Origin of the sequence: Aminobacter sp. SR38 (assembly GCF_014843375.1) — a bacterium.
In the GTDB taxonomy this organism is placed as follows: domain Bacteria; phylum Pseudomonadota; class Alphaproteobacteria; order Rhizobiales; family Rhizobiaceae; genus Aminobacter; species Aminobacter ciceronei.
On record NZ_CP062112.1, the window covers coordinates 1,741,249 to 1,766,112 of the forward strand.

25 protein-coding genes are annotated in these 24,864 nt (G+C 65.0%); 13 read left to right on the top strand and 12 right to left on the bottom strand.

The features are described 5' to 3' along the window. Window positions 1–145: 145 nt before the first annotated feature. The 7 genes from glcF to IG197_RS08545 form a co-directional block, all read right to left on the bottom strand. The gene (gene glcF, locus IG197_RS08515) at window positions 146–1,471 is read right to left on the bottom strand and encodes a glycolate oxidase subunit GlcF (protein WP_192318229.1); all 1,326 of its coding nucleotides are present in this window, start codon (window positions 1,469–1,471) and stop codon (window positions 146–148) included. A 26-nt stretch (window positions 1,472–1,497) separates the two neighbouring features. Beyond that, on the bottom strand, window positions 1,498–1,875 hold the full coding sequence (locus IG197_RS08520; protein WP_067965150.1) for a DUF4870 domain-containing protein: 378 nt from the start codon (window positions 1,873–1,875) through the stop codon (window positions 1,498–1,500). Further along, window positions 1,872–3,125 carry a glycolate oxidase subunit GlcE gene (gene glcE / locus IG197_RS08525; protein ID WP_192318231.1) on the bottom strand — a complete coding sequence of 418 codons (1,254 nt, stop codon included), beginning with the start codon at window positions 3,123–3,125 and terminating at the stop codon, window positions 1,872–1,874. Before glcE ends, IG197_RS08520 begins: the two co-directional genes overlap by 4 nt. Window positions 3,126–3,324: 199 nt before the next feature. Next, on the bottom strand, window positions 3,325–3,681 hold the full coding sequence (locus IG197_RS08530; protein ID WP_371746520.1) for an endonuclease domain-containing protein: 357 nt from the start codon (window positions 3,679–3,681) through the stop codon (window positions 3,325–3,327). A 151-nt stretch (window positions 3,682–3,832) separates the two neighbouring features. Continuing rightward, a complete protein-coding gene (locus tag IG197_RS08535; protein ID WP_067965155.1) occupies window positions 3,833–4,411 on the bottom strand; it encodes a hypothetical protein in 579 nt (192 codons plus the stop codon). After that, a complete protein-coding gene (locus tag IG197_RS08540; RefSeq protein WP_192318235.1) occupies window positions 4,411–5,907 on the bottom strand; it encodes an FAD-linked oxidase C-terminal domain-containing protein in 1,497 nt (498 codons plus the stop codon). The genes IG197_RS08535 and IG197_RS08540 overlap by 1 nt, the downstream gene beginning before the upstream one ends. Before the next feature lie 169 nt (window positions 5,908–6,076). Then, the gene (locus IG197_RS08545; protein ID WP_067965160.1) at window positions 6,077–7,399 is read right to left on the bottom strand and encodes a DUF3422 family protein; all 1,323 of its coding nucleotides are present in this window, start codon (window positions 7,397–7,399) and stop codon (window positions 6,077–6,079) included. A 195-nt stretch (window positions 7,400–7,594) separates the two neighbouring features. Here IG197_RS08545 and IG197_RS08550 point away from each other — a divergent pair, with 195 nt between their 5' ends. Then, window positions 7,595–8,389, top strand: coding sequence for a FadR/GntR family transcriptional regulator (locus tag IG197_RS08550; RefSeq protein WP_192318237.1), 795 nt, complete (start codon window positions 7,595–7,597; stop codon window positions 8,387–8,389). After that, window positions 8,386–9,126 (top strand): metallophosphoesterase family protein, encoded by a 741-nt coding sequence (locus IG197_RS08555; RefSeq protein ID WP_246765340.1) that lies wholly within the window; start codon window positions 8,386–8,388, stop codon window positions 9,124–9,126. Before IG197_RS08550 ends, IG197_RS08555 begins: the two co-directional genes overlap by 4 nt. A 1-nt stretch (window position 9,127) precedes the next feature. On the opposite strand, the gene IG197_RS08560 is transcribed toward IG197_RS08555, so the two are convergent. Together IG197_RS08560 and IG197_RS08565 are read right to left on the bottom strand one after the other, a co-directional pair. After that, complete coding sequence (locus IG197_RS08560) at window positions 9,128–9,268, bottom strand: hypothetical protein (protein WP_165915765.1); 141 nt, start codon at window positions 9,266–9,268, stop codon at window positions 9,128–9,130. A gap of 285 nt (window positions 9,269–9,553) precedes the next feature. Beyond that, window positions 9,554–10,252 carry a type 1 glutamine amidotransferase gene (locus tag IG197_RS08565; RefSeq protein WP_067965163.1) on the bottom strand — a complete coding sequence of 233 codons (699 nt, stop codon included), beginning with the start codon at window positions 10,250–10,252 and terminating at the stop codon, window positions 9,554–9,556. Window positions 10,253–10,328: 76 nt separating this feature from the next. Here IG197_RS08565 and IG197_RS08570 point away from each other — a divergent pair, with 76 nt between their 5' ends. Further along, window positions 10,329–10,997 (top strand): hypothetical protein, encoded by a 669-nt coding sequence (locus IG197_RS08570; RefSeq protein ID WP_154385347.1) that lies wholly within the window; start codon window positions 10,329–10,331, stop codon window positions 10,995–10,997. Window positions 10,998–11,028: 31 nt separating this feature from the next. Next, complete coding sequence (locus tag IG197_RS08575) at window positions 11,029–11,760, top strand: 16S rRNA (uracil(1498)-N(3))-methyltransferase (protein WP_154385346.1); 732 nt, start codon at window positions 11,029–11,031, stop codon at window positions 11,758–11,760. Window positions 11,761–11,763: 3 nt separating this feature from the next. Here IG197_RS08575 and IG197_RS08580 read toward each other — a convergent pair whose 3' ends face one another. Continuing rightward, window positions 11,764–12,672: an alpha/beta fold hydrolase gene (locus tag IG197_RS08580; protein WP_192318239.1), complete on the bottom strand. Its 909-nt coding sequence runs from the start codon at window positions 12,670–12,672 to the stop codon at window positions 11,764–11,766. 78 nt (window positions 12,673–12,750) lie between these two features. On the opposite strand from IG197_RS08580, the gene IG197_RS08585 reads away from it, so the two are divergent. The 6 genes from IG197_RS08585 (at window position 12,751) to IG197_RS08610 (ending at window position 17,516) form a co-directional block, all read left to right on the top strand. Then, window positions 12,751–13,347, top strand: coding sequence for a TetR/AcrR family transcriptional regulator (locus tag IG197_RS08585; protein WP_192318241.1), 597 nt, complete (start codon window positions 12,751–12,753; stop codon window positions 13,345–13,347). A 169-nt stretch (window positions 13,348–13,516) separates the two neighbouring features. Continuing rightward, window positions 13,517–14,890, top strand: a complete 1,374-nt coding sequence (locus IG197_RS08590) for a glutamate--cysteine ligase (RefSeq protein ID WP_192318243.1) — start codon at window positions 13,517–13,519, stop codon at window positions 14,888–14,890. Window positions 14,891–14,967: 77 nt separating this feature from the next. Further along, window positions 14,968–15,876, top strand: coding sequence for a DUF937 domain-containing protein (locus tag IG197_RS08595; protein ID WP_192318245.1), 909 nt, complete (start codon window positions 14,968–14,970; stop codon window positions 15,874–15,876). Between the two features lie 54 nt (window positions 15,877–15,930). After that, window positions 15,931–16,716 (top strand): helix-turn-helix domain-containing protein, encoded by a 786-nt coding sequence (locus IG197_RS08600; protein WP_246765341.1) that lies wholly within the window; start codon window positions 15,931–15,933, stop codon window positions 16,714–16,716. 85 nt (window positions 16,717–16,801) lie between these two features. Further along, entirely contained in the window at window positions 16,802–17,155 is a 354-nt protein-coding gene (locus tag IG197_RS08605) for a VOC family protein (protein WP_192318249.1), read from the top strand. 10 nt (window positions 17,156–17,165) lie between these two features. Next, window positions 17,166–17,516 carry a DoxX family protein gene (locus tag IG197_RS08610; RefSeq protein ID WP_192318251.1) on the top strand — a complete coding sequence of 117 codons (351 nt, stop codon included), beginning with the start codon at window positions 17,166–17,168 and terminating at the stop codon, window positions 17,514–17,516. Window positions 17,517–17,658: 142 nt separating this feature from the next. On the opposite strand, the gene IG197_RS08615 is transcribed toward IG197_RS08610, so the two are convergent. Further along, window positions 17,659–17,949: a DUF1127 domain-containing protein gene (locus tag IG197_RS08615; RefSeq protein WP_192318253.1), complete on the bottom strand. Its 291-nt coding sequence runs from the start codon at window positions 17,947–17,949 to the stop codon at window positions 17,659–17,661. Between the two features lie 178 nt (window positions 17,950–18,127). Here IG197_RS08615 and IG197_RS08620 point away from each other — a divergent pair, with 178 nt between their 5' ends. Both IG197_RS08620 and xseA read left to right on the top strand, forming a co-directional pair. Further along, entirely contained in the window at window positions 18,128–19,084 is a 957-nt protein-coding gene (locus tag IG197_RS08620; RefSeq protein WP_067967050.1) for a LysR substrate-binding domain-containing protein, read from the top strand. 56 nt (window positions 19,085–19,140) lie between these two features. Continuing rightward, on the top strand, window positions 19,141–20,727 hold the full coding sequence (gene xseA, locus IG197_RS08625; protein ID WP_154385341.1) for an exodeoxyribonuclease VII large subunit: 1,587 nt from the start codon (window positions 19,141–19,143) through the stop codon (window positions 20,725–20,727). Between the two features lie 11 nt (window positions 20,728–20,738). On the opposite strand, the gene IG197_RS08630 is transcribed toward xseA, so the two are convergent. After that, window positions 20,739–22,616 (bottom strand): AsmA-like C-terminal region-containing protein, encoded by a 1,878-nt coding sequence (locus IG197_RS08630; RefSeq protein WP_192318254.1) that lies wholly within the window; start codon window positions 22,614–22,616, stop codon window positions 20,739–20,741. Window positions 22,617–22,798: 182 nt separating this feature from the next. Here IG197_RS08630 and IG197_RS08635 point away from each other — a divergent pair, with 182 nt between their 5' ends. Then, the gene (locus IG197_RS08635) at window positions 22,799–24,757 is read left to right on the top strand and encodes an acetoacetate--CoA ligase (RefSeq protein WP_192318255.1); all 1,959 of its coding nucleotides are present in this window, start codon (window positions 22,799–22,801) and stop codon (window positions 24,755–24,757) included. Window positions 24,758–24,864: the final 107 nt, after the last annotated feature.

Genomic DNA, 24,864 nt, shown 5'->3' on the forward strand with positions numbered 1-24,864 from the left:
TTCCAGTTTCCTCTTAATTGTCCGGCAAGACGCCGTTCGCATGGCGAGGAAATTGCCAGAGCGGCGCGCAGCTTCAATGACCTCAGAGGTAATGGCTTCGATTTCCTGCGTGGCGGGCCGGCCACTGCTCACTCGGGCGCGGTGCTCACTCAGCCGCTGCCAGGCTCGGCTCGGGCAGCCCGGCGGGCTTTTCGCCGCCATAGGCCCAGTCGAGCAGCTTCACCGTGTGGACGACGGGCATGCTCGCGGCGGAAGCGATCTGGGTGATGCAGCCGATATTGCCGGTGGCGACGAGCGCCGCCCCGGTTGCCTCGATGTTCCTGACCTTGCGCTCGCGCAGCTTTGCCGAGATCTCCGGCTGCATGATGTTGTAGGTGCCGGCCGAGCCGCAGCACAGGTGGCCCTCGCGCGGTTCCTTGACGACGAAGCCTGCGCGGGCAAGCAAATCCTTCGGCTGGCGGGTGATCTTCTGGCCGTGCTGCATCGAGCAGGCCGAATGATAGGCGACCGTCAGGCCGGGTTTGCGGGCCGGTTCGGGAAGATCGAGGGTAACAAGATATTCGGTGATGTCCTTGGCCAGTGCCGACACCCGCGCCGCCTTGTCGGCATAGGCCGGATCGAGGCGGAGCATGAAGCCGTAGTCCTTGATCGTGGTGCCGCAGCCGGAGGCGGTGATGACGATGGCGTCGAGCCCGCCATTCTCGATCTCGCGGGTCCAGGCATCGACATTCTGTCTGGCCTGATCGAGCGCTGCCTGCTCGCGGCCCATGTGATGGACGAGCGCGCCGCAGCAGCCCTCGCCCCTGGGCACCACGACCTCGATGCCGAGCCGGTTGAGCAGCGATACTGTCGCCTCGTTGATGCCGGGTTCGAGCACCGGCTGGGCGCAGCCGGTGAGGATGGCGACGCGTCCGCGCCTTGTCGTCTTCGGCGCGTGCACACCCGGTTTTTCCAGCGCCGACGTCGCCGGCACCACGGCAGGCGCGAGGCGGAGCATGGCGGCCACGGGTTTCAGCGCCGCCACTTTGTCGAAGGCACCGGCGAAGGGCCGGCCGAGCTTAGCCAGCCTGAGTGCTGCGCGGAAGCGGCCGCGATGCGGCAGTACGAACGCCAGCAGTGACCGCGTCAGCCGGTTGGCCAGCGGGCGCCTGTAGGTCTTTTCGATATGGGCGCGGGCGTGGTCGACAAGATGCATGTAGTTCACGCCGGAGGGGCATGTGGTCATGCAGGCAAGGCAGGACAGGCAGCGGTCGATATGGGTGACGATCTCCTTGTCGGCCGCGCGCCCATTCTCCAGCATGTCCTTGATCAGGTAGATTCTTCCCCGCGGGCTGTCCAACTCGTTGCCCAGGGTGACGTAGGTCGGGCAGGTCGCCGTGCAGAAGCCGCAATGCACGCATTTGCGCAGGATCTTTTCCGATTCCTGGACATGCGGATCGGCAAGCTGGGCTGCGGTGAAATTGGTCTGCACGGCGTTATCGCACTCTTCTCAATTGGCTAGATCAGCCAGCTTTCGGGGTTCTTGATCGGCTCGCCGCGTCCCAGCGCCTGCAGTCCCATGATGCAGCGGACGATGAACCAGACGGCGACCGCAAACATCAGGATGAAGCCGATGAAGACCATCATCAGCACGAAGGACACGAGCGCATAGAGCAGGCCGATCCAGAAGGTGCGGATCAGCCAGGTGTAGTGGCTCTCGACAAAACCGCCTGCCTTGCCCCGGTTCATGTAGGCCAGGACGATGCCGACGATGCCGCTGATGCCGATGACCAGGCCGGCAAGATAGAGGATGTAGATGACCTGGACATTGGTCGGGCCCGGATCGAGCCAGCGGTCGGTCTGGCGCGGGGTGAAGTTGGGCTGTGGATCGCTCATGGCATGGCTCCCTCTGTGGCAGCCGCCAAGCTAGCAGAGTCTGGGGAATGCACCATGCGGCCCGGATTGAGGATCGCCTTCGGGTCGAACTCGGCCTTGAGGCGGGCTGAGAGTGCCGCCAGCGCAGCCGGCTGTGGCTCGAAGACTGCCACGGAGGCGCGCCAGGCGGGCGTGGCACGGACCAAAGTGGCATGACCGCCGCCGAACTGCCTGATCAGGCCGCGCAGCAGATCCGCCTCCGGCTCGCCTTCCATGCTGAGCCAGACGAGGCCGCCCTGCCAGTCATAGAAGGCATCACACGCCGCCTGCATGCGCAGCGCCAGCACCATGTGGTGGGCGTTGGCGGGCGGCATCGAGACGCGCCAGACAGGTTTGTCGCTGCCGTCGACGAAGGGCCTGACATCGCGGACATCACGCCAGAGTGCGCGCGAGGCATCCTCTGCGACCTCCTCCAGTGGGCCGGCATTGCCGAGCATCTGCCTGAGCTGGCCGAGGCGATAGGCAACCGAAGGGCCGAAACCCTCGACCCGCAACAAGGTTGCCGGGTCGCCGCCGAGCTTGCCGTCAAGCACGCGTGCCGTCATGCGCTCGGGCAAGTGCGCCGCAGACGAAACCTCGGCACTGGAGCCCATGGCGATCGACATGGCGGCAGCGGCGTTGTCGTCGAGCAGGCCACGAACAATCAGCGTGGTCTCGGTCTCGGCCGCAGGCAGCACCTTGAAGGTAACATCGGTCGCGACCGCCAGCGTGCCCCAGGAGCCGGCCATGGCCTTGGACAGATCGTAGCCGGTGACGTTCTTGACCACGCGGCCACCCGACTTAAAGGCGTCGCCGCGTCCTGAGACGGCGTGGATACCGAGAATATGGTCGCGGGCAGCCCCCGCCTTGAGCCGGCGCGGCCCGGCAAGATTGGCTGCCAGCACGCCACCGATGGTGCCCCGTCCCGGCACCTGCCCCAGCAGCGGGCCATAGTCCATGGGCTCGAAATCGAAGCGCTGGCCGTTGTCGGCGAGCAGCTTCTCGATCTCGGCCAGGGGCGTGCCCGCCCTGGCCGACAGCACCAGTTCGGCCGGCTCGTAGAGTGTGACGCCGGTGAGCTTCGAGAGATCCAAAGTGTGCTCGGCCTGCTGCGGCCTGCCGATGGCTCGCTTGGAGCCATGGCCAACGATTTCGAGCGGCGCCGCTTCTGCGGCGGCCCATTGGATGGCGGAAAGGACATCGGTTGGTGTGGTGGGGGTGAAGGTGGTCATGGTGTGCGTGTCGCCCCTCTCCGCCTCGCTGCGCTCGGCACCTCTCCCCAGAGGGGCGAGGAAACTAGATACTGCAATGTCGCGCCACGTATCGGCTCGACAGCTTGAACCGGCGTCGAAACTGGCGACGCTGCAAGTCTTGGCTTCCTCGCCCCTTTGGGGAGAGGTACCGAGCGCAGCGAGGCGTAGAGGGGTCCGATCATAGAACGTCTCCCGCTTCCGGTCGCGCCAGGACGAACCTGAGATCCGCTACCGCAACGCCCTCATTCAGCTGTCCGGCAAGGGCTGCAAGGATCGTTGAGCAGACGCTCGCCCTTGCCTTCGCCGCATCCGCGCTGGAGAAGTGCAGAACCGAATAGCCCTGCCCTCGCATGAACTCATCACGCTGGCGATCGTAATCGCTGTCTGTGTGCTGCGAACCGTCGAGTTCTACGACGAGCTTTGCGGTTCGACAGGCGAAGTCGGCGAAGTACGGCCCCAGCGGCATCTGGCGAACAAATTTGTGGCCGCCCAGGCGCTTGGCCTTGAGCTCGTCCCATAGCAACACCTCGGCCATGTTGTCGCCATGCCTGAGGGCACGAGCAAGGCGATTTGTCTCGTCTGGTCGGCGACGGGTCGCGTGCGTCATCGCGCCGCTCCGCCTCGCTGCGCTCGGCACCTCTCCCTAGAGGGGCGAGGAAGCCATGCTGGAAAAGCCCTCACCGCGATCACAACCGATGCTCCCGCAGCTTTTCGAGGGTTGCCGCGCCACGCGGGGACAGGCGGTAGCCGATGTCGAGGCTCTCGGTCAGGCCGAGTTCCTTGAGCTTGCGCACGTCCTGCTTGAATTTCAGCTTCTCGACGCCGAGGCGTTCGGCAAGAGTGGCGGCTGCCACCTCGGGGCATTGGCCGATGAGGCGGAGGATCGAGGGGAAATAGCCTGGTAAAGTGCTGTCCCATTTGGCGAAGCGGGCAGCGAGTGCGTGCCAGTCGGCATCGCTGAGGTCGGCCGCCTTGCGCAGCGCCAGCCTGTTGTCCGGCTCGATGCCGTCAAAGGCGATGCGATAGAGGGTGCCGTCAGCGCGCAGGTCGTCGATCAGGGCAGCACGATCGGCGTAGCCGGCGGCGCGGGCGTGGCCGTCGGAGATGGTCGCTTCGTCAACATGCTCGACTGCGCCGATGCGGACGACGCCGATCGCCGTGCGCAAGCCGGTGCCAGCCTTGACGGTAGGCTTCTGCCAACGGCGGAAGGCGAGTGTGATGTCGCCGCGCCTGATGCCTTCGAGGGTCGCCTGCTTCAAAAGCATCAGAACCTCGGAATGTCGGGAAAGGCCACCTGCCCGCGGTGGACATGCATGCGGCCAAGCTCGGCGCAGCGGCGCAGCTGCGGGAACACCTTTCCCGGGTTGAGCAGGTGGTTGGGGTCGAAGGCGCATTTGACCCGCATCTGCTGGTCGAGGTCGATGTCGTTGAACATCTCCGGCATCAAGTCGCGCTTTTCGACGCCGACGCCATGCTCGCCGGTCAGCACGCCGCCGACCTTGACGCAGAGGCGAAGGATGTCGGCGCCGAAGGCCTCGGCCTTTTCGAGCTCGCCCGGCTCGTTGGCATCGTAGAGAATCAGCGGGTGCAGATTGCCGTCGCCGGCGTGAAAGACGTTGGCGACGCCGAGGCCATATTGCTCGGACAGCTCGCGCATGCCGGCCAGCACGCGCGGCAGTTCCTTGCGCGGGATGGTGCCGTCCATGCAGTAATAGTCGGGCGAAATGCGGCCGACAGCGGGGAATGCCGCCTTGCGACCGGCCCAGAAGGTCAGCCGCTCCTGCTCCGACTGCGAGATGCGGCAAGTGGTGGCGCCATTGCGGTTGGCGATCGCCTCGACGAGGCCGATCAGGTGGTCGACCTCGACGGCCGGGCCATCCAGCTCGACGATCAACAGCGCCTCGGATTCGAGCGGATAGCCGGCATGAACAAAATCTTCGGCGGCGCGGATTGCCGGGCCATCCATCATTTCCATGCCGCCTGGAATGATGCCGGCGCCGATAATGTCGGCGACGCACTGGCCGCCCTCTTCGCTTGAGGGAAAGCCGATCAGCAGCGCACGTGCCGTCTCGGGCTTCTTGAGGATGCGGACAGTGACCTCGGTGACGACGCCGAGCAGCCCTTCCGAACCGGTCATGACGCCGAGCAGGTCGTAGCCCTCGGCGTCAAGATGCTTGCCGCCGAGGCGCACGACCTCGCCGTTCATCAGCACCATCTCGATGCCGAGCACATTGTTGGCGGTAAGCCCGTATTTCAGGCAGTGCACGCCGCCGGAATTCTCGGCGACATTGCCACCGATGGAGCAGGCGATCTGCGACGATGGATCGGGGGCGTAGTAGAAGCCGTCCAGTTCCACTGCCGTGGTGATGCCGAGATTGGTGACACCGGGTTGGGCTGTGACGGTGCGGTTGGGATAGTCGATCTCGAGGATGCGGTTGAAGCGGCTCATCACCAGCAGAACCGCGTCTTCCAGCGGCAGCGCGCCGCCCGACAGCGAGGTGCCGGAACCGCGCGGCACGACGCGGATGTTGCGCTCGTTGCAGTATTTGAGCAGGCGCGACACCTGGGCGACCGTCTCTGGCAGCACCACGACCAGCGGCAATTGGCGATAGGCGGTCAGCCCGTCGCTTTCGAAGGCGCGCATCTCGTTGATCGTCTCGACCACACCCTCGCCCGGCACGATGATGCGCATGTCGGCGACGATCTCGGCGCGGCGGGCAAGCGTTGCCGCATCGGGCTTGGGCATCAAAATGCCGGACATCGGTCACCTCGGTCGACAACTGGTAAAAAGCTTTTACCAGTTGGTGCCGATGCATGCAAATCGGAAGAAAGTCGTTAGCCGGGAGGCACAGGCGCGCGGCGTTCGCAGCGTCAATCTGCCGCTGGCCTTACCTTCCGCTATGGCTCTGGGCGCTTGCCGCCGGGCGCGGCTACTCGCCCGCGTGCAGCTTGGATTCGCTGTGGGCGCGGCGGACGCGGCGGACACCCCACCAGACGAGCAGCACGGCGAGCGGGACCGCCGCGGCCGTAACGATTTCCGGCGCAAAGGCGTGGTCGATGGCGGAGGCGCCCTTGGCGATGTAGCCGACGAGGCCGACGACATAATAGGAGACGGCGGCGACCGACAGGCCCTCGACCGTCTGCTGCAGGCGCAGTTGCAGGCGGGCGCGATTGTTCATCGAGGCCAGCAGGTCGCGATTCTGCTTCTCGACCTCGACATCGACCCAGGTGCGCAAGAGTGTGGTGGCGCGGGTGAGCTTACGCGACAGGTTGGCCTGGCGCTCCTCGACCGAACGGCAGGTGCGCATGGCGGGTGCGACGCGGCGCTTGAGGAAACCGGCCCAGGTGTCGTAGCCGGTGACGACCTCCTCCTCGAGCGCTTCGAGGCGCTCGCGAACGATGCCGTCATAGGCCTTGCTGGCGCCGAAGCGGTAGAGGCTCGAAGCGGCATCCGCCTCGAGCTCGGCGGCGAGTTCGGTGAGGTCGGCGAGCAGCGCCTGGCTGTCGCGCGTCTCGGTCGCCTTCATTTCGCGGGTTGCCTGGGCAAGCCGGTCCTCGATGCGACGGACGCGGCCGGACAGCGACAGCGCCATCGGCAGGCCGAGCATCGCCAGCGTGCGGTAGGTCTCGATGTCGATCAGGCGCTGCGACAGCGCACCGGTCCGCGCCGGCGTCAGTCCACGGTCGAGGATGAGGATGCGGGTCATGCCGTCGCCGTCCTGGCGGAAATCGGTGACGATGCCGGCGGCGCCTCCTTCGACAAGCGAGTAGCACAGGCTGGTCGGATCGAAGGTGGCGATCAGCTTTCCGTTGGCCGGCGTCCACTTGCGGATCTCCAGCCGGATGCCCGAGATGACCGTGCCGGGCGGGCTGAAACCGTTGCCGAAGGGCGACTCTTCGTGTGAGCGGTCGCCTTCGTCGAGCGGACCTTCCCACAGATAGGTCGAGAACTCGGTGTGGCGCTCCCAGCGCAACGTGCCCTGCCCCCACTTCATGGCGTGGTGGCGCGCCTGACGGTCGGGTGCGGCGATGCCGAGGCGCCGGGACAGCTCAGACAGCACGGCATGGTCGACAGCGGATCCGCCCTCGGTCATGAAGGACAGCTGGACCAGCACGCGCGGGCTTTCGACAAGTGGATGCGGCCGCGAATGGACCTCGCCAAGCGCACCGGGACGCCCCTCATGGGCCGGAAAGCCCAGGACGCTGCCGGTCGAACGCGGCAGGAACTCCAGTGATGACGGCTCGGCTGTCAATTCAGGCTCCCTTGATGCCAGACCTCCTGCCTCTAGGTAAGTTTGCCGCCAGTGGCAAACGCCAACTTCAGGGGTAGCTGATACTGTGCCTCACAGGGCACCAAGCTGGGAACCGCTGGACTGGATAAATAATTTGACCAGTCGGGGGGCGCGCTCCTATCCTTGCGGACAGGACAGAGCTTCCGGACAGCAGCATTGAGCGACATTTTTTCCAGGATCGAGCATTCGCGCACGGCCGACGAGGTGGTGCAGCAGATCGAAAGCCTGATCCTCGAAGGTGTGCTGCGCGCCGGCGACAGGCTGCCGGGCGAGCGCGAGATGGCCAAGCAGTTCGACGTCTCCAGGCCGATCCTGCGCGATGCGCTGAAAACCCTCGAAGCGCGCGGGCTGATGGTGACGCGTCATGGCGGCGGCACCTATGTGGCCGACGTGATCGGCGAAGTGTTTTCCAAGCCTGTCATGGAGCTGATCGTCAACCACCGCAAGGCAGCAGCCGACTATCTCGAATATCGCCGCGAGATCGAGGGGCTGGCCGCCGAATATGCGGCGCAGCGGGCGACGGCGGAGGACCTCGCCTTGCTCGACGGCATCGTGGCGCGGATGGAGGCGGCGCATAAGCGCGCTGACCCGGCGGAAGAAGGCGCGATCGACGTCGAGTTCCATCATGCTGTCGGCGAATGCGCCCACAACATCATCCTGCTGCACACATTGCGCTCGTGCTACAGGCTGCTGTCGGATGGCGTGTTCACCAACCGCCTGGTGGTGTTCACCGTCAGCGGCACGCGCGACGTGCTGCTCGAGCAGCACAAGGCGATCCATCGCGCGGTCGTCGCTGGCGATCCCGCTGCGGCGCGCAAGGCGGCGATGGACCACATCACCTATCTGGAGCGTGCCATGGCCGAGGCCGAGCGCAGCGGCGACTGGCAGCGCATCTCACGGCTCAGGCTCCGTCAGCGAACCGACAGCACCGAAACGAGCAGAAAGTCGTGACTGGAATACATTACCTCGACGCCCGCGGCCCGGACGGTATCCGCATCTACGCCATCGGCGACATTCACGGCCATCTCGACCTGCTGCGCGACATGCATGAGCGCATTGCCGGCGAGATCGCGCGCGACAAGCCGGCGGACTGGCGCATCGTCCATCTCGGTGACCTCGTTGACCGTGGGCCAGACAGCGCTGGCGTGATCGGGTTCCTGATGGCAGCTGTTGAGCGCGACCCGCGCAACATCGTGCTGGCAGGAAATCACGACGTCGGCTTCCTCGATTTCCTCACCGAGCCGGACCCGGCTGGCCTGTTCGCCTGCCATGGTGGTCGCGACACCGCCCGGTCATATGGCGTGGATCTGCATGTCGACTACGCCTCCTCGCTCGCGCGAGGCCATCGCGAACTGGCGGCGGCTGTGCCGGACGGCCACCAACGCTTCCTGCGCGCCCTGCCCCGGTCGGCGTCGTTCGGCGATTTCTTCTTCTGCCACGCCGGCATTCGCCCTGGTGTCGCCTTGGATCGGCAGGATCCGGAGGACCTCATCTGGATCCGCAACGAATTCCTGCGTCATCCCGGGCTGCACCCGAAGGTCGTCGTGCACGGGCACACACCGCAGGCGGAGCCCGAAGTGCTGGCCAACCGTGTCAATGTCGACACCGGCGTGTTCCATTCAGGCGTGTTGACCGCGCTCGTCATCGACGGCTCGGAAAAACGACTGATGTCGGTGCGAATAGCCTGACTTAGCGGGCGGCTGCGGTGACGCCGTAGCCGTCGACCGCATGATGGTCGGCCGCGGCATCCGCGGCATAAATCCCGAAGCCGCCGAGCACGATTGCCGACAGCATGGCGAAGGACAGAAGCGCTGCTTTCAAGGGAGTCATCTCAGGTTGAGCTTCCTGCATCCTGCACGAACGGAGTTACGAATAAGTTTCCGAAAAGTTTATGCTTCACCGCAGTCGCGCAGCATCACGGCCGTGCTTCTAGGGTGGTTCTGTATCGGGCTTGTGTCGCGCTGCACTCGGAGATGGTTCATTCGCGATACCATCGCCAGCTGGCGCCGGGCTGTCTTTAGAAAGGCTTCCGGGCACAATCCAGCAGGCATATGACTATGCACAGCGGTTTTTGTCCGACGTGCCAAAAATGTCACTGGACCGGCGTTGCCGCCGTCAGATGGCGGCGACCCAGGCGCGGGCCAGCGTCAGGCCGACCGCATCGGCTTCGGGGCCGTCGCGGGCGGCTTCGACCTCGTGCCGTTCGGGCCAGTCGGGGTGGCGGCTGGCGATGGTCTCGGCAAAAGCCTCGTTCCATTCACGCACCAGCGACCGGTCGGCCTCGAAATGGAACTGGATGCCATAACCGGCGCGACCGATGCGGAAAGCCTGGTTGCCGGTGACCGAACTGCCGGCGAGCCGCACCGCATCCTCCGGCAAGGTGAAGGTGTCGTCGTGCCACTGGAAGATCGGGAAACGCAGGGGCAGGTCGCTGAAGACGAGATCGTCCTGGGCCTCGTCGGTCAAGGTAATGCCGTGCCAGCCGAATTCGGTCGAGCCGCCGATCCGGTTGTGACCGCCGAAGGCACGCGCCAAGAGTTGGCCGCCGAGGCAGATGCCGAGCACGGCCTTGTCCCGTTCGACGAAGTCGCGCGCCAGTTCGAGCAGTTCGGGAAAATAAGGCGAATGCGCATCGTCACGGGCATTCTGGCCGCCGCCGAGCATGATCATCGCGTCATGGCCGTCGGCGTTCGCGGGCAAGGCATCGCCAAGATGGGCGTTGCACTGGTCGATCGTGGCCTCGACTTCGGCAAGGGCATCGCCAACCTGACCAAGGCCGGTGCCTGCATAATTCTGGACAACGAGGACGCGCATCTCGGCCTTTCCGGCGGTGACAAAGTTGCGGCGAGCCCTATCATGCGGCTTGCCACGCAGCCAAGAAGGATCGGCTATGCCACTGCAGAACCGCGTCGACCCTTTCGGCGAGATCCACGCCACGCCGGAGCGCGGCATGTTCACCGGCAATCGCGGCATCATCCACGACCCCGAAACAAGGAGCTTGCTCAGCCGGCGCTGGGCGACCAAGGCGTGGCTCACCTGCGCGCTCGACTTCAAGAACGTGCGCCGGGTGCCGATGGGGCGCAATCGTCCCGGCGGCAAGACCGGCTGGACCGAGCTGTTCTTTCTCGACGAGGTGACGGCGCTGGCCGCCGGGCACAGGCCCTGCTTCTATTGCCGGCGCCAGCGCGCCAAGGCCTTTGCCGCAGCCTATTCCAGCGCCTTTGGCACCGACGATCCGAAGGTCGGCGAGATGGATGGGCGACTTCACCGGGAGCGGCTGGCTTCGGGTGGCCAGCCGGTCGAGCTGGACCGGCACGGGCTGCACCTGTTGCCCGACGGGGCGATGTTTTCGGACGGCGCTTCAGACTATGCCGTGCGCGGCGGCAAGGCGCTGCGCTGGAGCTTTGGCGGCTACGATGCGGCACTCGGCTTCGACGAGATTGCCGACACCGACATGTGCATCGTCACGCCGGCGACGACGCTGGAGGTGCTGCGCCAGGGTTATTCCCCGGAATGGCACCCGAGCGCCGAGCGGCTTTCGGCAGAAGCTGTCCCTTGACCCTAGCCGCCGCCTGCCGCATTGCTCGGCCATGCGCGCAAACTACAAGATGCAACGGCTGTTCGTGGCTGATGACCTCGCTTCCGGCGCGGCCTTCGACGCCGATCCGCAGCAGAGCCACTATCTTGCCCATGTGCTTCGCCTCGGCGAAGGCGCTGAGGTGTTGCTGTTCAATGGCCGCGACGGCGAGTGGTCGGCACGGATAGCCGGCAAGACCAAGAAGGCGGTGCGGCTCGAGGTTCTCGAGATCCAGCGGCCGCAGCCCGTGCATCCCGACCTGGTCTACTGCTTTGCGCCGCTCAAGGTCGGCCGGCTCGATTATCTCGTGCAGAAGGCCGTCGAGATGGGCGCCGGCACGATGGTGCCCGTCATCACCCAGCACACGCAGATGAAGCCAGGCATCGACCGCCTGCGCGCGAACGCCGTGGAAGCCGCCGAACAATGTGGCATCCTGGCCATACCCGAGGTGCGCGAGGCGGTGAAGCTGGAGCAGCTGCTCTCAGGCTGGGACAAGGAACGGCGGCTGATCTTCTGCGACGAGGACGCCTCGACCAACAATCCGACGGCTGCCTTGCAGGCCATCAAGGAACGCAAGCTCGCCCTGCTGGTCGGGCCGGAGGGCGGCTTCTCCGACGACGAGCGCCGCATGCTGCGCGCCTTGCCCTTTGTCACTGCCATTCCGCTGGGGCCGCGCATCCTGCGCGCCGACACGGCGGCGGTGGCGGCCCTTGCCGTCATCCAGGCAACGATCGGCGACTGGTAGTCGTCAGAGAACCTTGCCCGGCCATGGGTTGATGCCGTCGCGCAGCCACAAAAGCGTGTCGAGCCAGAAATCAGGCGCGTGGCGGCTATGGAACAGGCCGAAATGGCCGATCGCCGGCCGATCGAAATCTCCAGGCGACAGCAGTAGCTGGGTCGGCTTCGCCCCGGTGTAATAGCCGAGCGCACGTCTGATGGCCTGCGGCGTGCCTATCTCGTCGTCGGTAAGGCCAACGGCCAGGATGGGCGCGGAAATCGAAGCAAAGCGACGGAGGACATCGCCTCGTTCCGCCTCGGGGTGACTCAGCTCGATGCGCGCACCACGAAAGCTCCACTCGTTGGCGACCCCTTTGGGCAGATCCTCCAGCCAGCCGAGCCGCTTGCCAGGGAAGTAACCGCAGAGGGCCGTGATGACGGGCATGGCCACATGCCATTTGAGAAACAGCCTCGGGCGGTGGGCGGCGGCATAGTCGCGCCAATAGGCATATTGCGCACCAACGGTGAGCATGCGGGTGATGCCGGTTGCGGACTCGGCCAGACCCGGCAAGGCGCCACCGATGCTGTGCCCAACCACCATCAAGGGCGCGCCTGGATCGAGGCGCCTGGCCAGACGCAGCACCGCTTCGAAATCGCATTCGCCCCAGTCGCGCCAGCGATGGCCGCAACCGCGCAGGCGCGTCATGCGCGAAGCACCGATGCCGCGATAGTCATAGGTGACGACGTCGAAGCCGCGACCGGCGAGAAACATTGCATAGCGATGATAGTAGCTGGCAAGCACGCCGGTCGCCGGATTGACGATGACGGACCCGGCCTTGTCGCCTCGCGCGTGCGGCCAGATGTGGCCGCGCAGCACGACGCCATCGGCGCAGACGACCTCGATCGCTCTGGGCTCACTCACCAAAACCGCAATCGACATGGTGGACCTCGCTTTCCGCCCTTCAGCGCTAGCGAATTCGTCTTTTCAATTACACTCACTAGTCGGTATACTTTGGTGATGAGGACCTCAGGGAAGCCAACGCGCGAGCGCATCGTCGATGCGGCATCGAAGCTGTTTTATGGCGAGGGCATCCGTGCCGTCAGCGTCGATGCCGTGGCCGAGAAGGCGGGCCTCACCAAGCGCACGCTCTATTATCACTTCCAGAGCAAGGACGAGTTGATCGCTGCCTATCTCGACGGCCGCGACCAGCCCAATCTGGCGCTGTTCCAGCGCTGGTTCGGCGAGGCCGAGGGCGGGATCGATCAGAAGATTCGGGCGATCTTCCAAAACCTCGCCGAGGCCGCGCGGCATCCCAGATGGAAGGGCTGCGGCTATCTGCGCACGGCGGCAGAACTGGCCGACATGCCCGGACACCCGGCGATCAAGACCGGGATCGCGCACAAGAAGCGCGTGGAGGCCTGGCTGGCCAGCGCCTTCGCCGCCGAGGGCGTCCGCTCGCCGGAGCTTTTGGCGCGCCAGATCATTCTGTTGCTGGACGGCTGTTTTGCCGTCGTCCTGCTCAACCGCGACGCCTCCTATATGGAAACGGCCGGGGAAGCAGCGGCGACGCTGGTGAAATCAGCGCTAGCCCAAACCGGTCGCAAAAACCGCTGATTTGGGACGTGCAGTCCGCAACCGGATAATTCCAAGCATCAACATTTCACTATCGCCACCCGAAACGATCAATTCCTGTTGACGAAGGCTCAGGATTTTTCGCTTGATCGGCGAGCGCTGGATCGTCCATCAAGCGCCCGCGGTCCTTCCGCCTTCAGGAGAAGCATACATGGCGCGCGACACCACCGATTTCCGGCCTATCGAGGGGATGGACGAACTCGTCGACTATCTCGCAGCCGGCAACAAGCCGCGCGACAAGTGGCGGATCGGCACCGAGCACGAGAAATTCCCCTTCTATGTCGACGGCAACGCACCGGTTCCCTATGGCGGCGATCGCGGCATCCGCGCGCTGCTCGAAGGCATGCAGAAGACGCTTGGCTGGGATCCGATCATCGATGCCGGGCGCATCATCGGCCTCGTCGAGCCGACCGGCCAGGGCGCGATCTCGCTCGAGCCGGGCGGACAGTTCGAGCTTTCCGGCGCGCCGCTGGAGACGATCCACCAGACCTGTCGCGAGGGCAACGCCCATCTGGCGCAATTGCGCGAAATCGCCGAGCCGCTCGGCATCCGCTTCCTCGGCCTCGGCGGCAGCCCGAAATGGACGCTGGCCGAAACGCCGCGCATGCCGAAATCGCGCTACGACATCATGACCGCCTACATGCCGAAGGTCGGCACCAAGGGCCTCGACATGATGTACCGGACCTGCACCATCCAGGTGAATCTCGACTTCGAGAGCGAAGCCGACATGCGTCGAAAGATGCAGGTGTCGCTCAGGCTGCAGCCGCTGTCGACGGCGCTGTTCGCCAACTCGCCCTTCACCGACGGCCGTCCCAACGGCATGCAGAGCTGGCGCGGCGACATCTGGCGCGACACCGACAATCAGCGCTCCGGCCTGCTCGAATTCTGCTTCTCGCCCGAGTTCGGCTTTGCCGACTATGTCGAATGGGCGCTCGACGTGCCGATGTATTTCGTCATTCGTGACGAGCAGTACCGCGACATGACCCACATCACCTTCCGCCAGTTCATGAATGGCGCGGCGCGCAACGAGATCCCCCAGGGGATGCCGACGATGGGCGACTGGGCCAACCACCTGTCGACCTTGTTCCCTGACGTGCGCCTCAAGCGCTTCCTCGAAATGCGCGGCGCCGATGGCGGCCCGTGGCGCCGCATCTGCGCCCTTCCCGCTTTCTGGGTCGGGCTTCTCTACGATCCGGCAACGCTCGATGCCGCCGAAGAACTCACCCGCAACTGGACCTACGCCGAAGTTCTGGCGATGCGCGACGCCGTGCCCGAGCAAGGCATTGCGGCACCGTTCCGCAACGCCACTTTGCGTGAGATCGGCCGTGAAGTGCTGGCGCTGTCGCGCCAGGGGCTGGTCAACCGCGGCCGCAAGAACCGCGAAGGTGTCGACGAATCCGGCTTCATCAACACGCTCGACGAGGTGATCGCGCGTGGCACGACGAGTGCGGAGGAAATGCTCAACGCCTACAACACGCGCTGGGGCGGTTCGATCGAGCCTGCATTCCTGGAATACGCCTACTAGGGGTTCCGATAACCCCTTCAATAGGCGCTGGAAACGCTCTACGTTTCTCCTCGGCTCAAGCTCCTGAGGAGGAAAAAATGCTGCCACTGTTCGAGATGCTGGCCAATGCCCAGAACGGCAACGGCATGGAGGCGCTGTCGCGCCAGTTCGGGCTGAGCCAGCAGCAGACACAATCGGCGATCGAAGCGCTGATGCCGGCATTCAGCCAGGGGCTGAAGCGCAATGCCTCCGACCCCTATGGCTTGGGTTCCTTCCTGCAGGCGATGGCGAGCGGCCAGCATGCCAAATATTTCGAGGACGCATCCCGCGCCTTCTCGCCCCAGGGCGTCGATGAAGGCAACGGCATCCTCGGTCACCTGTTCGGCTCCAAGGAGCTGTCGCGTGCGGTCGCCGGCCAGGCGGCGCAGGCGACCGGAATCGGCCAGGAAGTGCTCAAGCAGATGCTGCCTGTCATCGCCTCGATGATCATGGGCGGACTGTTCAAGCAGTCGACCGGGCAGATGCAGGCGGCGAGCGGCATGGGCGGCAGCAACAACCCGCTCGGCGAGATCATCGAGCAGATGATGAGGCAGGGTGGCGGCATGATGGGCGGCGGGCAGCAGCCTCGCCAGGCGCCGCAGCAGACCCAGGCACCCGATCCCTTCGACAACCCGTTCGGCAAGGTGCTGAAAGACATGTTCGGCGGCGGCCAGGGTCAGCCGCAACCATCGCCGCGCCAGCAGGCGCCGCAGCAGAGCCCCTATGGCGACAACCCGCTCGGCAAGATCTTCGAGGAGATGCTGGGCGGAGGCCGCGCCCAGCCGGACCCGCAACCACAGGCGCGACAGCCGCAGCCGCAGGCCAATCCGAGCGGCCGGCCGCGCAATCCCTATGACGACCTGTTCGGCAAGATGTTCGAAACCGGCAGCCAGCAGCGCGACGACTACCAGAAGGGCGTCGAGTCGATCTTCGAGCAGTTCAGCAAGGGCATGGACAGGTATCGCTGAGCTAAGGCCTGACGGTCGATGCGAACCTCGCCTGAGGCTTCAGCTTGTAGCAGCGTGAACAGGTCGACGGTGCCGGTGCTCGCCAATTGCCTCGGGCATTATGACGAGCAGGCTCCGATGCCGGACCTCGACGCGCATTTCCAATGCGTATGGACCAACGCCATCCCTGACGATCATGTCGGCCCGGTCGCGGTCGTTCCGGACGGCTGCGTCGACCTGTTGTGGAAAGACGGACGGCTGATGGTGGTCGGGCCCGACATCGTTGCCGCCAGTCCCGAGTTGCATGGCGGAACGACGGTGCTCGGCATCCGCTTCCGGCCAGGCGCGGCGCTGCGCTGGCTGCGCACACCGATGAGCGCAATCGTCGGCCAGGCGGTCGATCTCGCCGACGTTTGGAATCCTGGTGTAGCCCGAGAGCTGTGTCTGCGAATCGGCGAGGCGCCAACCATCGAACGGCAGGCTGCCGTGCTGCAGCAACAGCTGCTCAAGCAGTTGCCGGACCTGGAGCGCCCGGCGCAGGACGCAGGCGCGATCTTTGCGGCAATGGCATCGGGATCGGATGAAATCGGCGGCAGGATTTCGTTGCTGGTGGACCGGCTTGACATCAGCGAGCGCACGCTGAGACGGCGCAGCCACGACTATTTCGGCTATGGACCGAAGACGCTCGACCGCATCCTGCGTTTCCAGAACTTCTTGTCCCTGGTGCGCGCGCAAGGCAAGCAGGCCATGGCAGGCCTTGCCTATGAGGCCGGCTATGCCGACCAGGCGCATCTCGGCCGCGAAATCCAGGCGCTGTGCGGCATGACCGCCGGGAGCTTCGTGCGCCAGATCACTGGTTGACTGGGGTCGACTGGCCGTTTCGTTCAAGATTCCCGCCGCCCCGTCAGCTATCGGCGGCGATCCCACGAAACGCAGGAGAATTGCCATGGGCACGAGCGGAAACGATCGCCGGATCGACAACATCGAGTTCAACGTCAGCGACATTGCGCGGTCGCGTGAGTTCTACGGCAAGGCCTTCGGCTGGAGCTTCACCGACTACGGTCCGACCTATTGCGAGTTTACCGACGGCCGCCTGACCGGGGGACTGACGACAGGCGGTCCGGTCAGGTCGGGCGGGCCGCTGGTCATCCTCTATGCCGACGATCTCGCCGCAACCCAAAGCCGACTGGAGGCCGCCGGCGCCAGGATCGTCAAGCTTGTGTTCGAATTCCCCGGCGGGCGGCGCTTCCACTTTGCCGATCCCGACGGCTACGAACTGGCGGTGTGGTCGGCGAACTGAGGTGGCGATAATGGTCGCAAGCCTCGGCTTCATTCTGTTGGGCGGCGTCTTCGTCTGGGCCGGCACTGAGCATTTCTGGAATTTCCGCATGGTCTCCGGCATGCTCGCAGACAAGGGCCTGCCTGCGGCGCAAAGTCTGCTTGCCCTGGGTTCGGTCGTCGAGATCGTTGCCGGCCTGTGCCTGGCAATGGGCGTCATGCGCCCCTACGCGGCCGTGGCGCTGATCCTGTTCACCATCGCCGCGTCACTGATGGCGCTCAATTTCTGGCGCTATTCGGGCATGGAAAGACAAGGCTTGCGCTCGGCCTTCATCATCAACGTCGCCGTCGTCGGCGGCCTCCTGCTTGCCGCGAGAGCTTAGAAGGGCGGCACAGATCTGATCTGGATGCCGGAGGAGCGTCCCAAAATACGAAAAAGCCCGGTCCTTGGGAGGACCGGGCAGCGTGCAGGCGAGGCCGGCGGGGACCGGCTGGGAGTGGGGAGCCTGCAAAAGCAGAATTCGCTCAGGCGACGCGACGCGCCAATACTTCGATGTTCTCGCTGCGCGCCTGCCTGATCGAGCGAAGACGCACGGTCGGATCGGAGGCGAACGGCAGGTCGACGGCCACACACAGGTCGCCGCGGGTCAGGCCGACATCGGCGAGTTCGGTGTCGCTCAATTCGCCGAGGCGATAGAAGGCGCGGCGATTTTTCCAGGCACGGAAGAGATCGGCGGTGTAGTTGACGATACGCATCGCATTCACCGGCTGCGTCGCGGAATGCGTCGTCTCAGTGGAATGGTCGAGCGTGGTCATGACGATCTCCTCTCAGATCAGGGACAAACGGGTCCCGTTCCGGTCGACGCTCCTTCAGCCGCCGCCCCGGTTCCGATTCACATGCCTCATGTGGACAATGCGAGATTGCCATCGCCGTATTGATTAATCCAACGAATGTTTCTAATCTTTACCATCAATGTTCATGATGGAAACGTCGATGGCCGCTCCTCTCGATCTTGACCAGCTCCACACCTTCATCTCCATCGTCGACACCGGCAGCTTCACGCGCGCCGCCGACGAAGTGCATCGCACGCAGTCAGCTGTGTCGATGCAGATGCGCCGTCTCGAGGACCGCATCGGCAAGGCGCTCTTCGAAAAGGAAGGGCGCATGAACAAGCTGACCGAGGAAGGCGAGCGCCTGCTCACCTATGCCAGGCGGCTGCTGCACCTCAACCGCGAGACGCTGGCTGCCTTCGACGACAAGGCGCTGGAGGGCACGGTCCGCATCGGTGTGCCGGACGATTATGCCGACCGTTTCCTGCCCGAGATAATGGCGCGCTTCTCGCGCTCCAACCCGCGCGTCGAGCTGTCGGTGCTGTGCGAGCCCACCGTCAATCTCGCCGACCAGATTCGCCGCGGCAATCTCGACATCGCACTTGTGACCGAGTGCGTGGACACCCGGCCGAGCGAGATCGTTCGCAACGAACCGCTGCTGTGGGTCTCGTCGGCCAGCCATATGGTGCATGAGGAGACGATCCTGCCGATGGCTTTCGGCCGCCCGACCTGCCAGTGGCGGCAGATGGCGACGGACCTGCTCCAGGCCAGCGGCCGCGAGTACCGCGTGCTGTTCACCAGTTGGTCGGCCAATGTCATCACCGCCGCCGTTCTGGCTGGCCTCGCCGTATCAGTGCTGCCCGAATGCGCGCTGCGGCCGGGCATGCGCGTGCTTGGCGAAGCCGACGGCTTCGGCGCCCTGCCCGACTGCAAGATCGGAATCCTGCGCGGCCATTCCAGCCGGCCCGAGATCGTCGATGCGCTTGCGCGGCATATCTCGGAGAGCCTCGACAACATCTCTGTGCCGCTGACCGAGGAGAGCGGCACGTTCGATTTCGCTGCCCTTGCCGCCGCGCGTGGCCGGCGGCTCAAGCCGAGCCACATCATGCCGGGATGGTAGGCTGCGATTGACCGGCAAAGCTTGACGAGGAAGGCCACGCGGCCCTCAATCGCGCGATGAACGAACTTGCTACCGAATCACGCACCAATGCTGCCGAATACACCGTCAGCGAGATTTCCGGCGCGCTGAAGCGCACCGTCGAGGACGCCTTCGGCAATGTGCGCGTGCGCGGCGAAATCTCGGGTTATCGCGGCCCGCATTCGTCGGGCCATGCCTATTTCTCGCTGAAGGACGATCGTTCACGCATCGAGGCGGTGGTGTGGAAAGGCACGATGAGCCGGCTGAAATTCCGTCCCGAGGAAGGGATGGAGGTGATCGCCACCGGCAGGCTGACCACCTATCCCGGCTCGTCGAAATACCAGATCGTCATCGACAATCTCGAGCCCGCCGGCGCCGGCGCGCTGATGGCGCTGCTGGAAGAGCGCAAGCGCAGGCTGGCCGCCGAGGGCCTGTTCGACGACCGTCGCAAGCAGCTGTTGCCGTTCATGCCGCTGGTGATCGGCGTCGTCACCTCGCCGACCGGTGCGGTCATCCGCGACATCATCCACCGCATCAAGGACCGCTTCCCGCTGCATGTTCTGGTCTGGCCGGTGCGGGTTCAGGGCGAGACGTCGGGTGCGGAAGTGGCCGCCGCGGTCAACGGCTTCAACGAACTGTCCGAGCTCGGTGCGATCAGGCGCCCCGACCTTTTGATCGTGGCGCGCGGCGGCGGCAGCCTCGAAGACCTCTGGGGCTTCAACGACGAAGGGCTTGTCCGCGCCGTTGCCGCTTCGCACATCCCGGTCATCTCGGCCGTCGGCCACGAAACCGACTGGACGCTGATCGACCTCGCCGCCGACAGGCGGGCGCCGACGCCGACGGGTGCCGCCGAGCTTGCCGTGCCTGTCAAAGCCGAACTCGAGGCCGTGCTCGCCAATCTCGGCGCACGGCTGCGCGGCGCGGTATCGCGCATGATCGACCGGCGCAGCCAGGCTGTTCGCGCAGCCGCACGCGCCTTGCCCACTCCGGACCAGTTGCTGGCGCTACCCCGCCGCCGCTTCGACGAGGCGACAAGCCGGCTCGGCCGGGCGCTGACCGTCACCACCGAGCGCAAGCGCGCCCGGCTGTCGGCGGTGCGCCTGTCGCCGGCGACGTTGGCGCGCCGCATCAGCGAAACCCGCCGCCATCTCGACCGTGACATGCTGCGCGCCGATGCAGCGTTGCGAGCGATGGTGCGCGAAAAGCGCATCCGGTTCGACCGCACCAAAGGCCGGCTGTCGCCGGAACCACTGGTCCGCCGCCAGGAGGCATTTGGCCAGCAGCTCACGGCGCTGGAACGCCGCGCCGTGCTTGCGGTCGGGCGTAGGCTCGAACGCGCGCGGACGAGCCTGTCACAGGCGGACCGGCTGATGGCGACGCTGTCGCACAAGGCGGTGCTGGCACGCGGCTTCGCGCTTGTTCGCGATGCCGACGGCACGGTGCTCAAGCGCGCCTCCGAAGTGGCCGCGGGTGCGGCGCTGTCGATCGAATTCGCCGACGGCACGACCAATGCGATCGCCACCAGCGGCAGCGCGATTGCGGCAAGCGGCGAGGCCAAGCCAAAGCCGGTGGCCAGACCAGCAGCCAAGGTCAAGGAACCCGGCAATCAGGGCAGCCTGTTCTAAAGCGACAGGGGTCAGTCGCCCGTAGGCGACGAGGTAACGGGCGCCACCAGCGGCGAAATGAACGGTGCGCTCCACGAGCCGCCGACGAAGAATGCCGTTGGCCGCACCGCCGGTGCAACAGGGGTTGTCGTCGTCGAGGTGGAGGCGGTGATCTCCTTGGCCTCGATCGCACCCGAGAGCGCGAGCCCACGACCGACATAAGGCACGATGCCGGTCAGCCAGATGCGGCTCGTCGGCGTGCGTGCCTCCGCCTTGTCGATCTTGGCAACACCGTTGGAGATGGTCGCCTTGAGCTCGACACCATCGACCGGCAGCGTACCGCCCGAGACTTCGTCGAGCGAGAAGAAACCGCGATCGGCGGTACGCTTGAGGAAGGCCGGCATGTCGAGCCCGGCAATCGCGCCGACGCCGAAGGTGGCGGCGACCGAGCCGTTGGCATTCTCCAGCAGCGTGTTCCAGTTCAGGCCCGGGCCCTGGAGGATTACCGACACGGTGCCGCGGCCGATCGGCACGATGTGGCTCATGCCCGCCGCGGTGCCGAAGGCGCCGCCGTCGATGTCGGACGCAAGCAACCGCATCTCCGCCTGTGTGCCGGCCGGCTTACGGTCGAAACGGATGCTGGCCTGGACATTGCCGCCAAAGGCTTCCGCATCGGAAATGTCGAATGCCGCCAGCCCACCCTTGACCTGTGCCGTTGCCGCGACCTCGGCGAGCGCGATGGAACCGGCCGTCGCCTTCGTCGCCGACAGCCTGAGATCGAGATTGATGCGGTCGGAAAAGCTGGTGTCGATCTCGGCCGTCGTGGGCCCGTTTGCCGGGGTCATGGGCGCGAAGGACGAGGCAAACGTCATCAGGTCGAGCGTGTCGAAAGCCAGTGTGCCCGAAAGCGCCGGCACGGGGCCATCGAGCGACAGATCGAGGATGCCCATGCCGGGATTGCCGTCGAGCGTGACTTGCGCGTTCTCGATCTTGAGGCGGGACAGATCGCCCGTAATCTTGGAGGCGAGCGAAATCGATCCGACAGGGCTTCCAGGCAGGATGCCCGGCTTGGACCATTCCAGCATGCGCCGGAAGGACGGCGATACGATCTTGGCTTGGCCATCGACATGCGCATCGGGGCCCATGTCGATGGTGCCGTCGAACGAGGCTTCGACAGGCGCCGATTTCAGCGAAGCGACGATCGGTGCCTCGCCACCGGCAAACAGCATCAGCGGACGCGGCGACGACAATTCGATCGCCACCTGCTCGCCATGCCAGACACCGGTTGCCGTGAGCTTCCCGGCTTTGTTCAGCGCCGGCAGGCTGGCCTTGCCGGTGAGGTCGCTCAGGAGTTCGTCCTCGCCCTCGTCGGAAACGGCCACGACACGGCCATCGATGAACTCGACGGCGCCGAATTCGTCATCAGGCAGCGCACTGAGGTCAGGTTCGGCAGGATTCGACGCGACGGTGGCGCGGGCACGCTCGATGGCGCGGCTGAGGCGCCCGCCAGTCGAATGCGGCATCTCCACGCCGCCGTCGGCAAGCCGCTTCAGGCGCAAAGTCGGCCGGATGAAATGCGCGTCGGAGAAATCGACATTGCCGCTGAGCGCCGAAAGCGCCGACAGCTCGATTTCAACGCGTTCGGCCTCGATGACCGGCGAACCCTTCTCGTCATCCCAGTCGGTCAGGGTGACGTCGGTCAGGGTGGCGCGGAACACCGGCCAGATCTCGATGTCGGGCGTTCCTTCGATCGACACGCGGAAGCCGCTCCACGCGCTCATCTCGAAGGCGATGCGGTCCTTGACGATCTGGGTGGAAGCGATGAACGGCACGGCGGCAACGGTGGCGGCGATCAGGATGATGAGTCCTGTGATCGCCCAGATGCTGCGCCTGAACAGTGGTGATGGCATGTTGCCCTTGTGCCGCCCGTGCTGCGCCGTTGTGGCTAACGGGTGTAACCGAGTAACGCGGCATTTCAAGTCTTTGTGGCCATGCGATGACGTTTGCGCACAGCGCAATGGCGCTAATCGACATTTCCTTGATCTGCTGCAGTGCGACATGCATAACCATGCGCGTTCTGGGAGAGATGCCGATGACTGTCGAAAAGCCGCTTTGGACGCCCTCGTCAACGCAGGTGGCGCAAGCGCCCCTTACGGCGTTCATGGCTGCGGCGGGCGCGCGCGCCGGCCAGTCGTTCACCAACTATGCCGAACTGCATGCCTGGTCGATCAGCGAGCGCGAGGCGTTCTGGGATCTTGTCTGGGACTTCTGCGGCGTTATCGGCGACAAGGGCGGCCGCGTGCTCGTCGACGGCGACAGCATGCCGGGAGCACAGTTCTACCCCGATGCCAGCCTGAACTTCGCTGAGAATCTCTTGCGTGGCTCGGGCAATGACGAGGCGATCATCTTCCGTGGCGAGGACAAGGTCGAGCGCCGGCTCACCTGGGACGAGCTTGCGGCACTGGTATCGAGGCTGCAGCAGTTGTTCGTGTCGCTTGGCGTTGCCAAGGGCGACCGCATCGCCGCGATGATGCCGAACATGCCGGAGACGGTGGCCGCAATGCTGGCAACCGCCTCGCTGGGCGCCGTCTGGTCGTCATGCTCGCCCGACTTCGGCGAACAGGGCGTGCTCGACCGCTTCGGCCAGATCGAGCCAAAGCTGTTCATCGCACCCGACGGCTACTGGTATGCCGGCAAGCATATCGAGGTCGGATCGAAGATCGCAGCCGTCGCCGGCAAGCTCGGAAGTGTGACCAAGGTGCTGGTCGTCGACTATCTCGGCACTGCGACAGACGTTGCCGCGACCATCGGCAAGGCCGAGTCGCTCGACGATGCGCTGGCGCCATTCGCGGCAAAGGCTGTGACGTTCGAGCCCCTGCCCTTTTCGCATCCGCTCTATATCCTGTTCTCGTCGGGCACGACGGGCATCCCGAAATGCATCGTGCACTCGGCCGGCGGCACGCTGATCCAGCACGTCAAGGAACTGCGCCTGCATGCCGGGCTCAAGCCGGGCGACCGCTTCTTCTACTTCACCACATGTGGCTGGATGATGTGGAACTGGCTGGTCTCAGGCCTTGCTGCGGAAGCGACGCTGCTGCTCTATGACGGCTCGCCGTTCCATCCCGACGGCAATGTGCTGTTCGACTTCGCCGATGCCGAGAAGATGACCTATTTCGGCACCTCGGCGAAGTTCATCGACTCGGTGCGCAAGGCCGGTCTCAGGCCCATCGACAGCCACGACCTCGGCAGCGTGCGCACCATCTCGTCGACCGGCTCGCCGCTGTCGCCGGAGGGCTTTGATTTCGTCTATGACGGCATCAAGAAAGACATCCACCTCGCCTCGATCTCGGGCGGCACCGACATCGTCTCGTGCTTCGTGCTCGGCGTGCCGACCGAGCCGGTCTGGACCGGCGAGATCCAGGGCGCCGGACTCGGCCTCGCGGTCGACGTCTGGAACGATGACGGCAAGCCGGTGCGCCAGGAAAAAGGCGAACTGGTCTGTGCCAAGGCGTTTCCGGCGATGCCGATCGGCTTCTGGAACGACCCCGACGGCAAGAAGTACCACGCCGCCTATTTCGAGCGTTTCGACAATGTCTGGTGCCATGGCGACTTCGCCGAATGGACAGCGCATGGCGGCATGATCATCCATGGCCGCTCGGACGCGACGCTGAACCCCGGCGGCGTGCGCATCGGCACCGCCGAGATCTACAACCAGGTCGAGCAGATGCCGGAGATCGCCGAGGCGATCTGCATCGGACAGGACTGGGACGGCGACGTGCGCGTCGTGCTGTTCGTTCGCCTCGCGCCCGGGGTCACCCTCGACGAGGACCTGGAGAAGCGCATTCGGACCAAGATTCGCACCGGCGCCAGCCCGCGCCACGTGCCGGCCAAAATCGTGGCGGTCACCGATATACCGCGCACCAAGTCGGGCAAGATCACCGAACTCGCCGTCCGCGACATCGTCCATGGCCGCCCCGTCAAGAACAAGGAGGCGCTCGCCAACCCCGAGGCGCTGGATCTCTACAGCGACATCGAGCAGCTCAGGAGCTGAGCCGGAACGGCATGCTTAACAAGAGGTAACCGCCAAATTTACCTAGACTTCAGGAGTGGTACACTTTCGTAAATTTTTCATCACTGGGGTAAGGTGCTGTTAAGGTT

Coding starts and splice junctions, on each gene's coding strand:
- IG197_RS08595 (WP_192318245.1), top strand. CDS start 14,968: ATGCTGCCACTGTTCGAGATGCTGGCCAATGCCCAGAACGGCAACGGC.
- IG197_RS08590 (WP_192318243.1), top strand. CDS start 13,517: ATGGCGCGCGACACCACCGATTTCCGGCCTATCGAGGGGATGGACGAA.
- IG197_RS08620 (WP_067967050.1), top strand. CDS start 18,128: ATGGCCGCTCCTCTCGATCTTGACCAGCTCCACACCTTCATCTCCATC.
- IG197_RS08570 (WP_154385347.1), top strand. CDS start 10,329: ATGCCACTGCAGAACCGCGTCGACCCTTTCGGCGAGATCCACGCCACG.
- IG197_RS08540 (WP_192318235.1), bottom strand. CDS start 5,907: ATGTCCGGCATTTTGATGCCCAAGCCCGATGCGGCAACGCTTGCCCGC.
- IG197_RS08635 (WP_192318255.1), top strand. CDS start 22,799: ATGACTGTCGAAAAGCCGCTTTGGACGCCCTCGTCAACGCAGGTGGCG.
- IG197_RS08585 (WP_192318241.1), top strand. CDS start 12,751: ATGAGGACCTCAGGGAAGCCAACGCGCGAGCGCATCGTCGATGCGGCA.
- IG197_RS08520 (WP_067965150.1), bottom strand. CDS start 1,875: ATGAGCGATCCACAGCCCAACTTCACCCCGCGCCAGACCGACCGCTGG.
- IG197_RS08630 (WP_192318254.1), bottom strand. CDS start 22,616: ATGCCATCACCACTGTTCAGGCGCAGCATCTGGGCGATCACAGGACTC.
- glcE (WP_192318231.1), bottom strand. CDS start 3,125: ATGACCACCTTCACCCCCACCACACCAACCGATGTCCTTTCCGCCATC.
- IG197_RS08535 (WP_067965155.1), bottom strand. CDS start 4,411: ATGCTTTTGAAGCAGGCGACCCTCGAAGGCATCAGGCGCGGCGACATC.
- IG197_RS08580 (WP_192318239.1), bottom strand. CDS start 12,672: ATGTCGATTGCGGTTTTGGTGAGTGAGCCCAGAGCGATCGAGGTCGTC.
- IG197_RS08565 (WP_067965163.1), bottom strand. CDS start 10,252: ATGCGCGTCCTCGTTGTCCAGAATTATGCAGGCACCGGCCTTGGTCAG.
- IG197_RS08615 (WP_192318253.1), bottom strand. CDS start 17,949: ATGACCACGCTCGACCATTCCACTGAGACGACGCATTCCGCGACGCAG.
- xseA (WP_154385341.1), top strand. CDS start 19,141: ATGAACGAACTTGCTACCGAATCACGCACCAATGCTGCCGAATACACC.
- IG197_RS08610 (WP_192318251.1), top strand. CDS start 17,166: ATGGTCGCAAGCCTCGGCTTCATTCTGTTGGGCGGCGTCTTCGTCTGG.
- IG197_RS08605 (WP_192318249.1), top strand. CDS start 16,802: ATGGGCACGAGCGGAAACGATCGCCGGATCGACAACATCGAGTTCAAC.
- IG197_RS08560 (WP_165915765.1), bottom strand. CDS start 9,268: ATGACTCCCTTGAAAGCAGCGCTTCTGTCCTTCGCCATGCTGTCGGCA.
- IG197_RS08575 (WP_154385346.1), top strand. CDS start 11,029: ATGCGCGCAAACTACAAGATGCAACGGCTGTTCGTGGCTGATGACCTC.
- IG197_RS08530 (WP_371746520.1), bottom strand. CDS start 3,681: ATGGCCGAGGTGTTGCTATGGGACGAGCTCAAGGCCAAGCGCCTGGGC.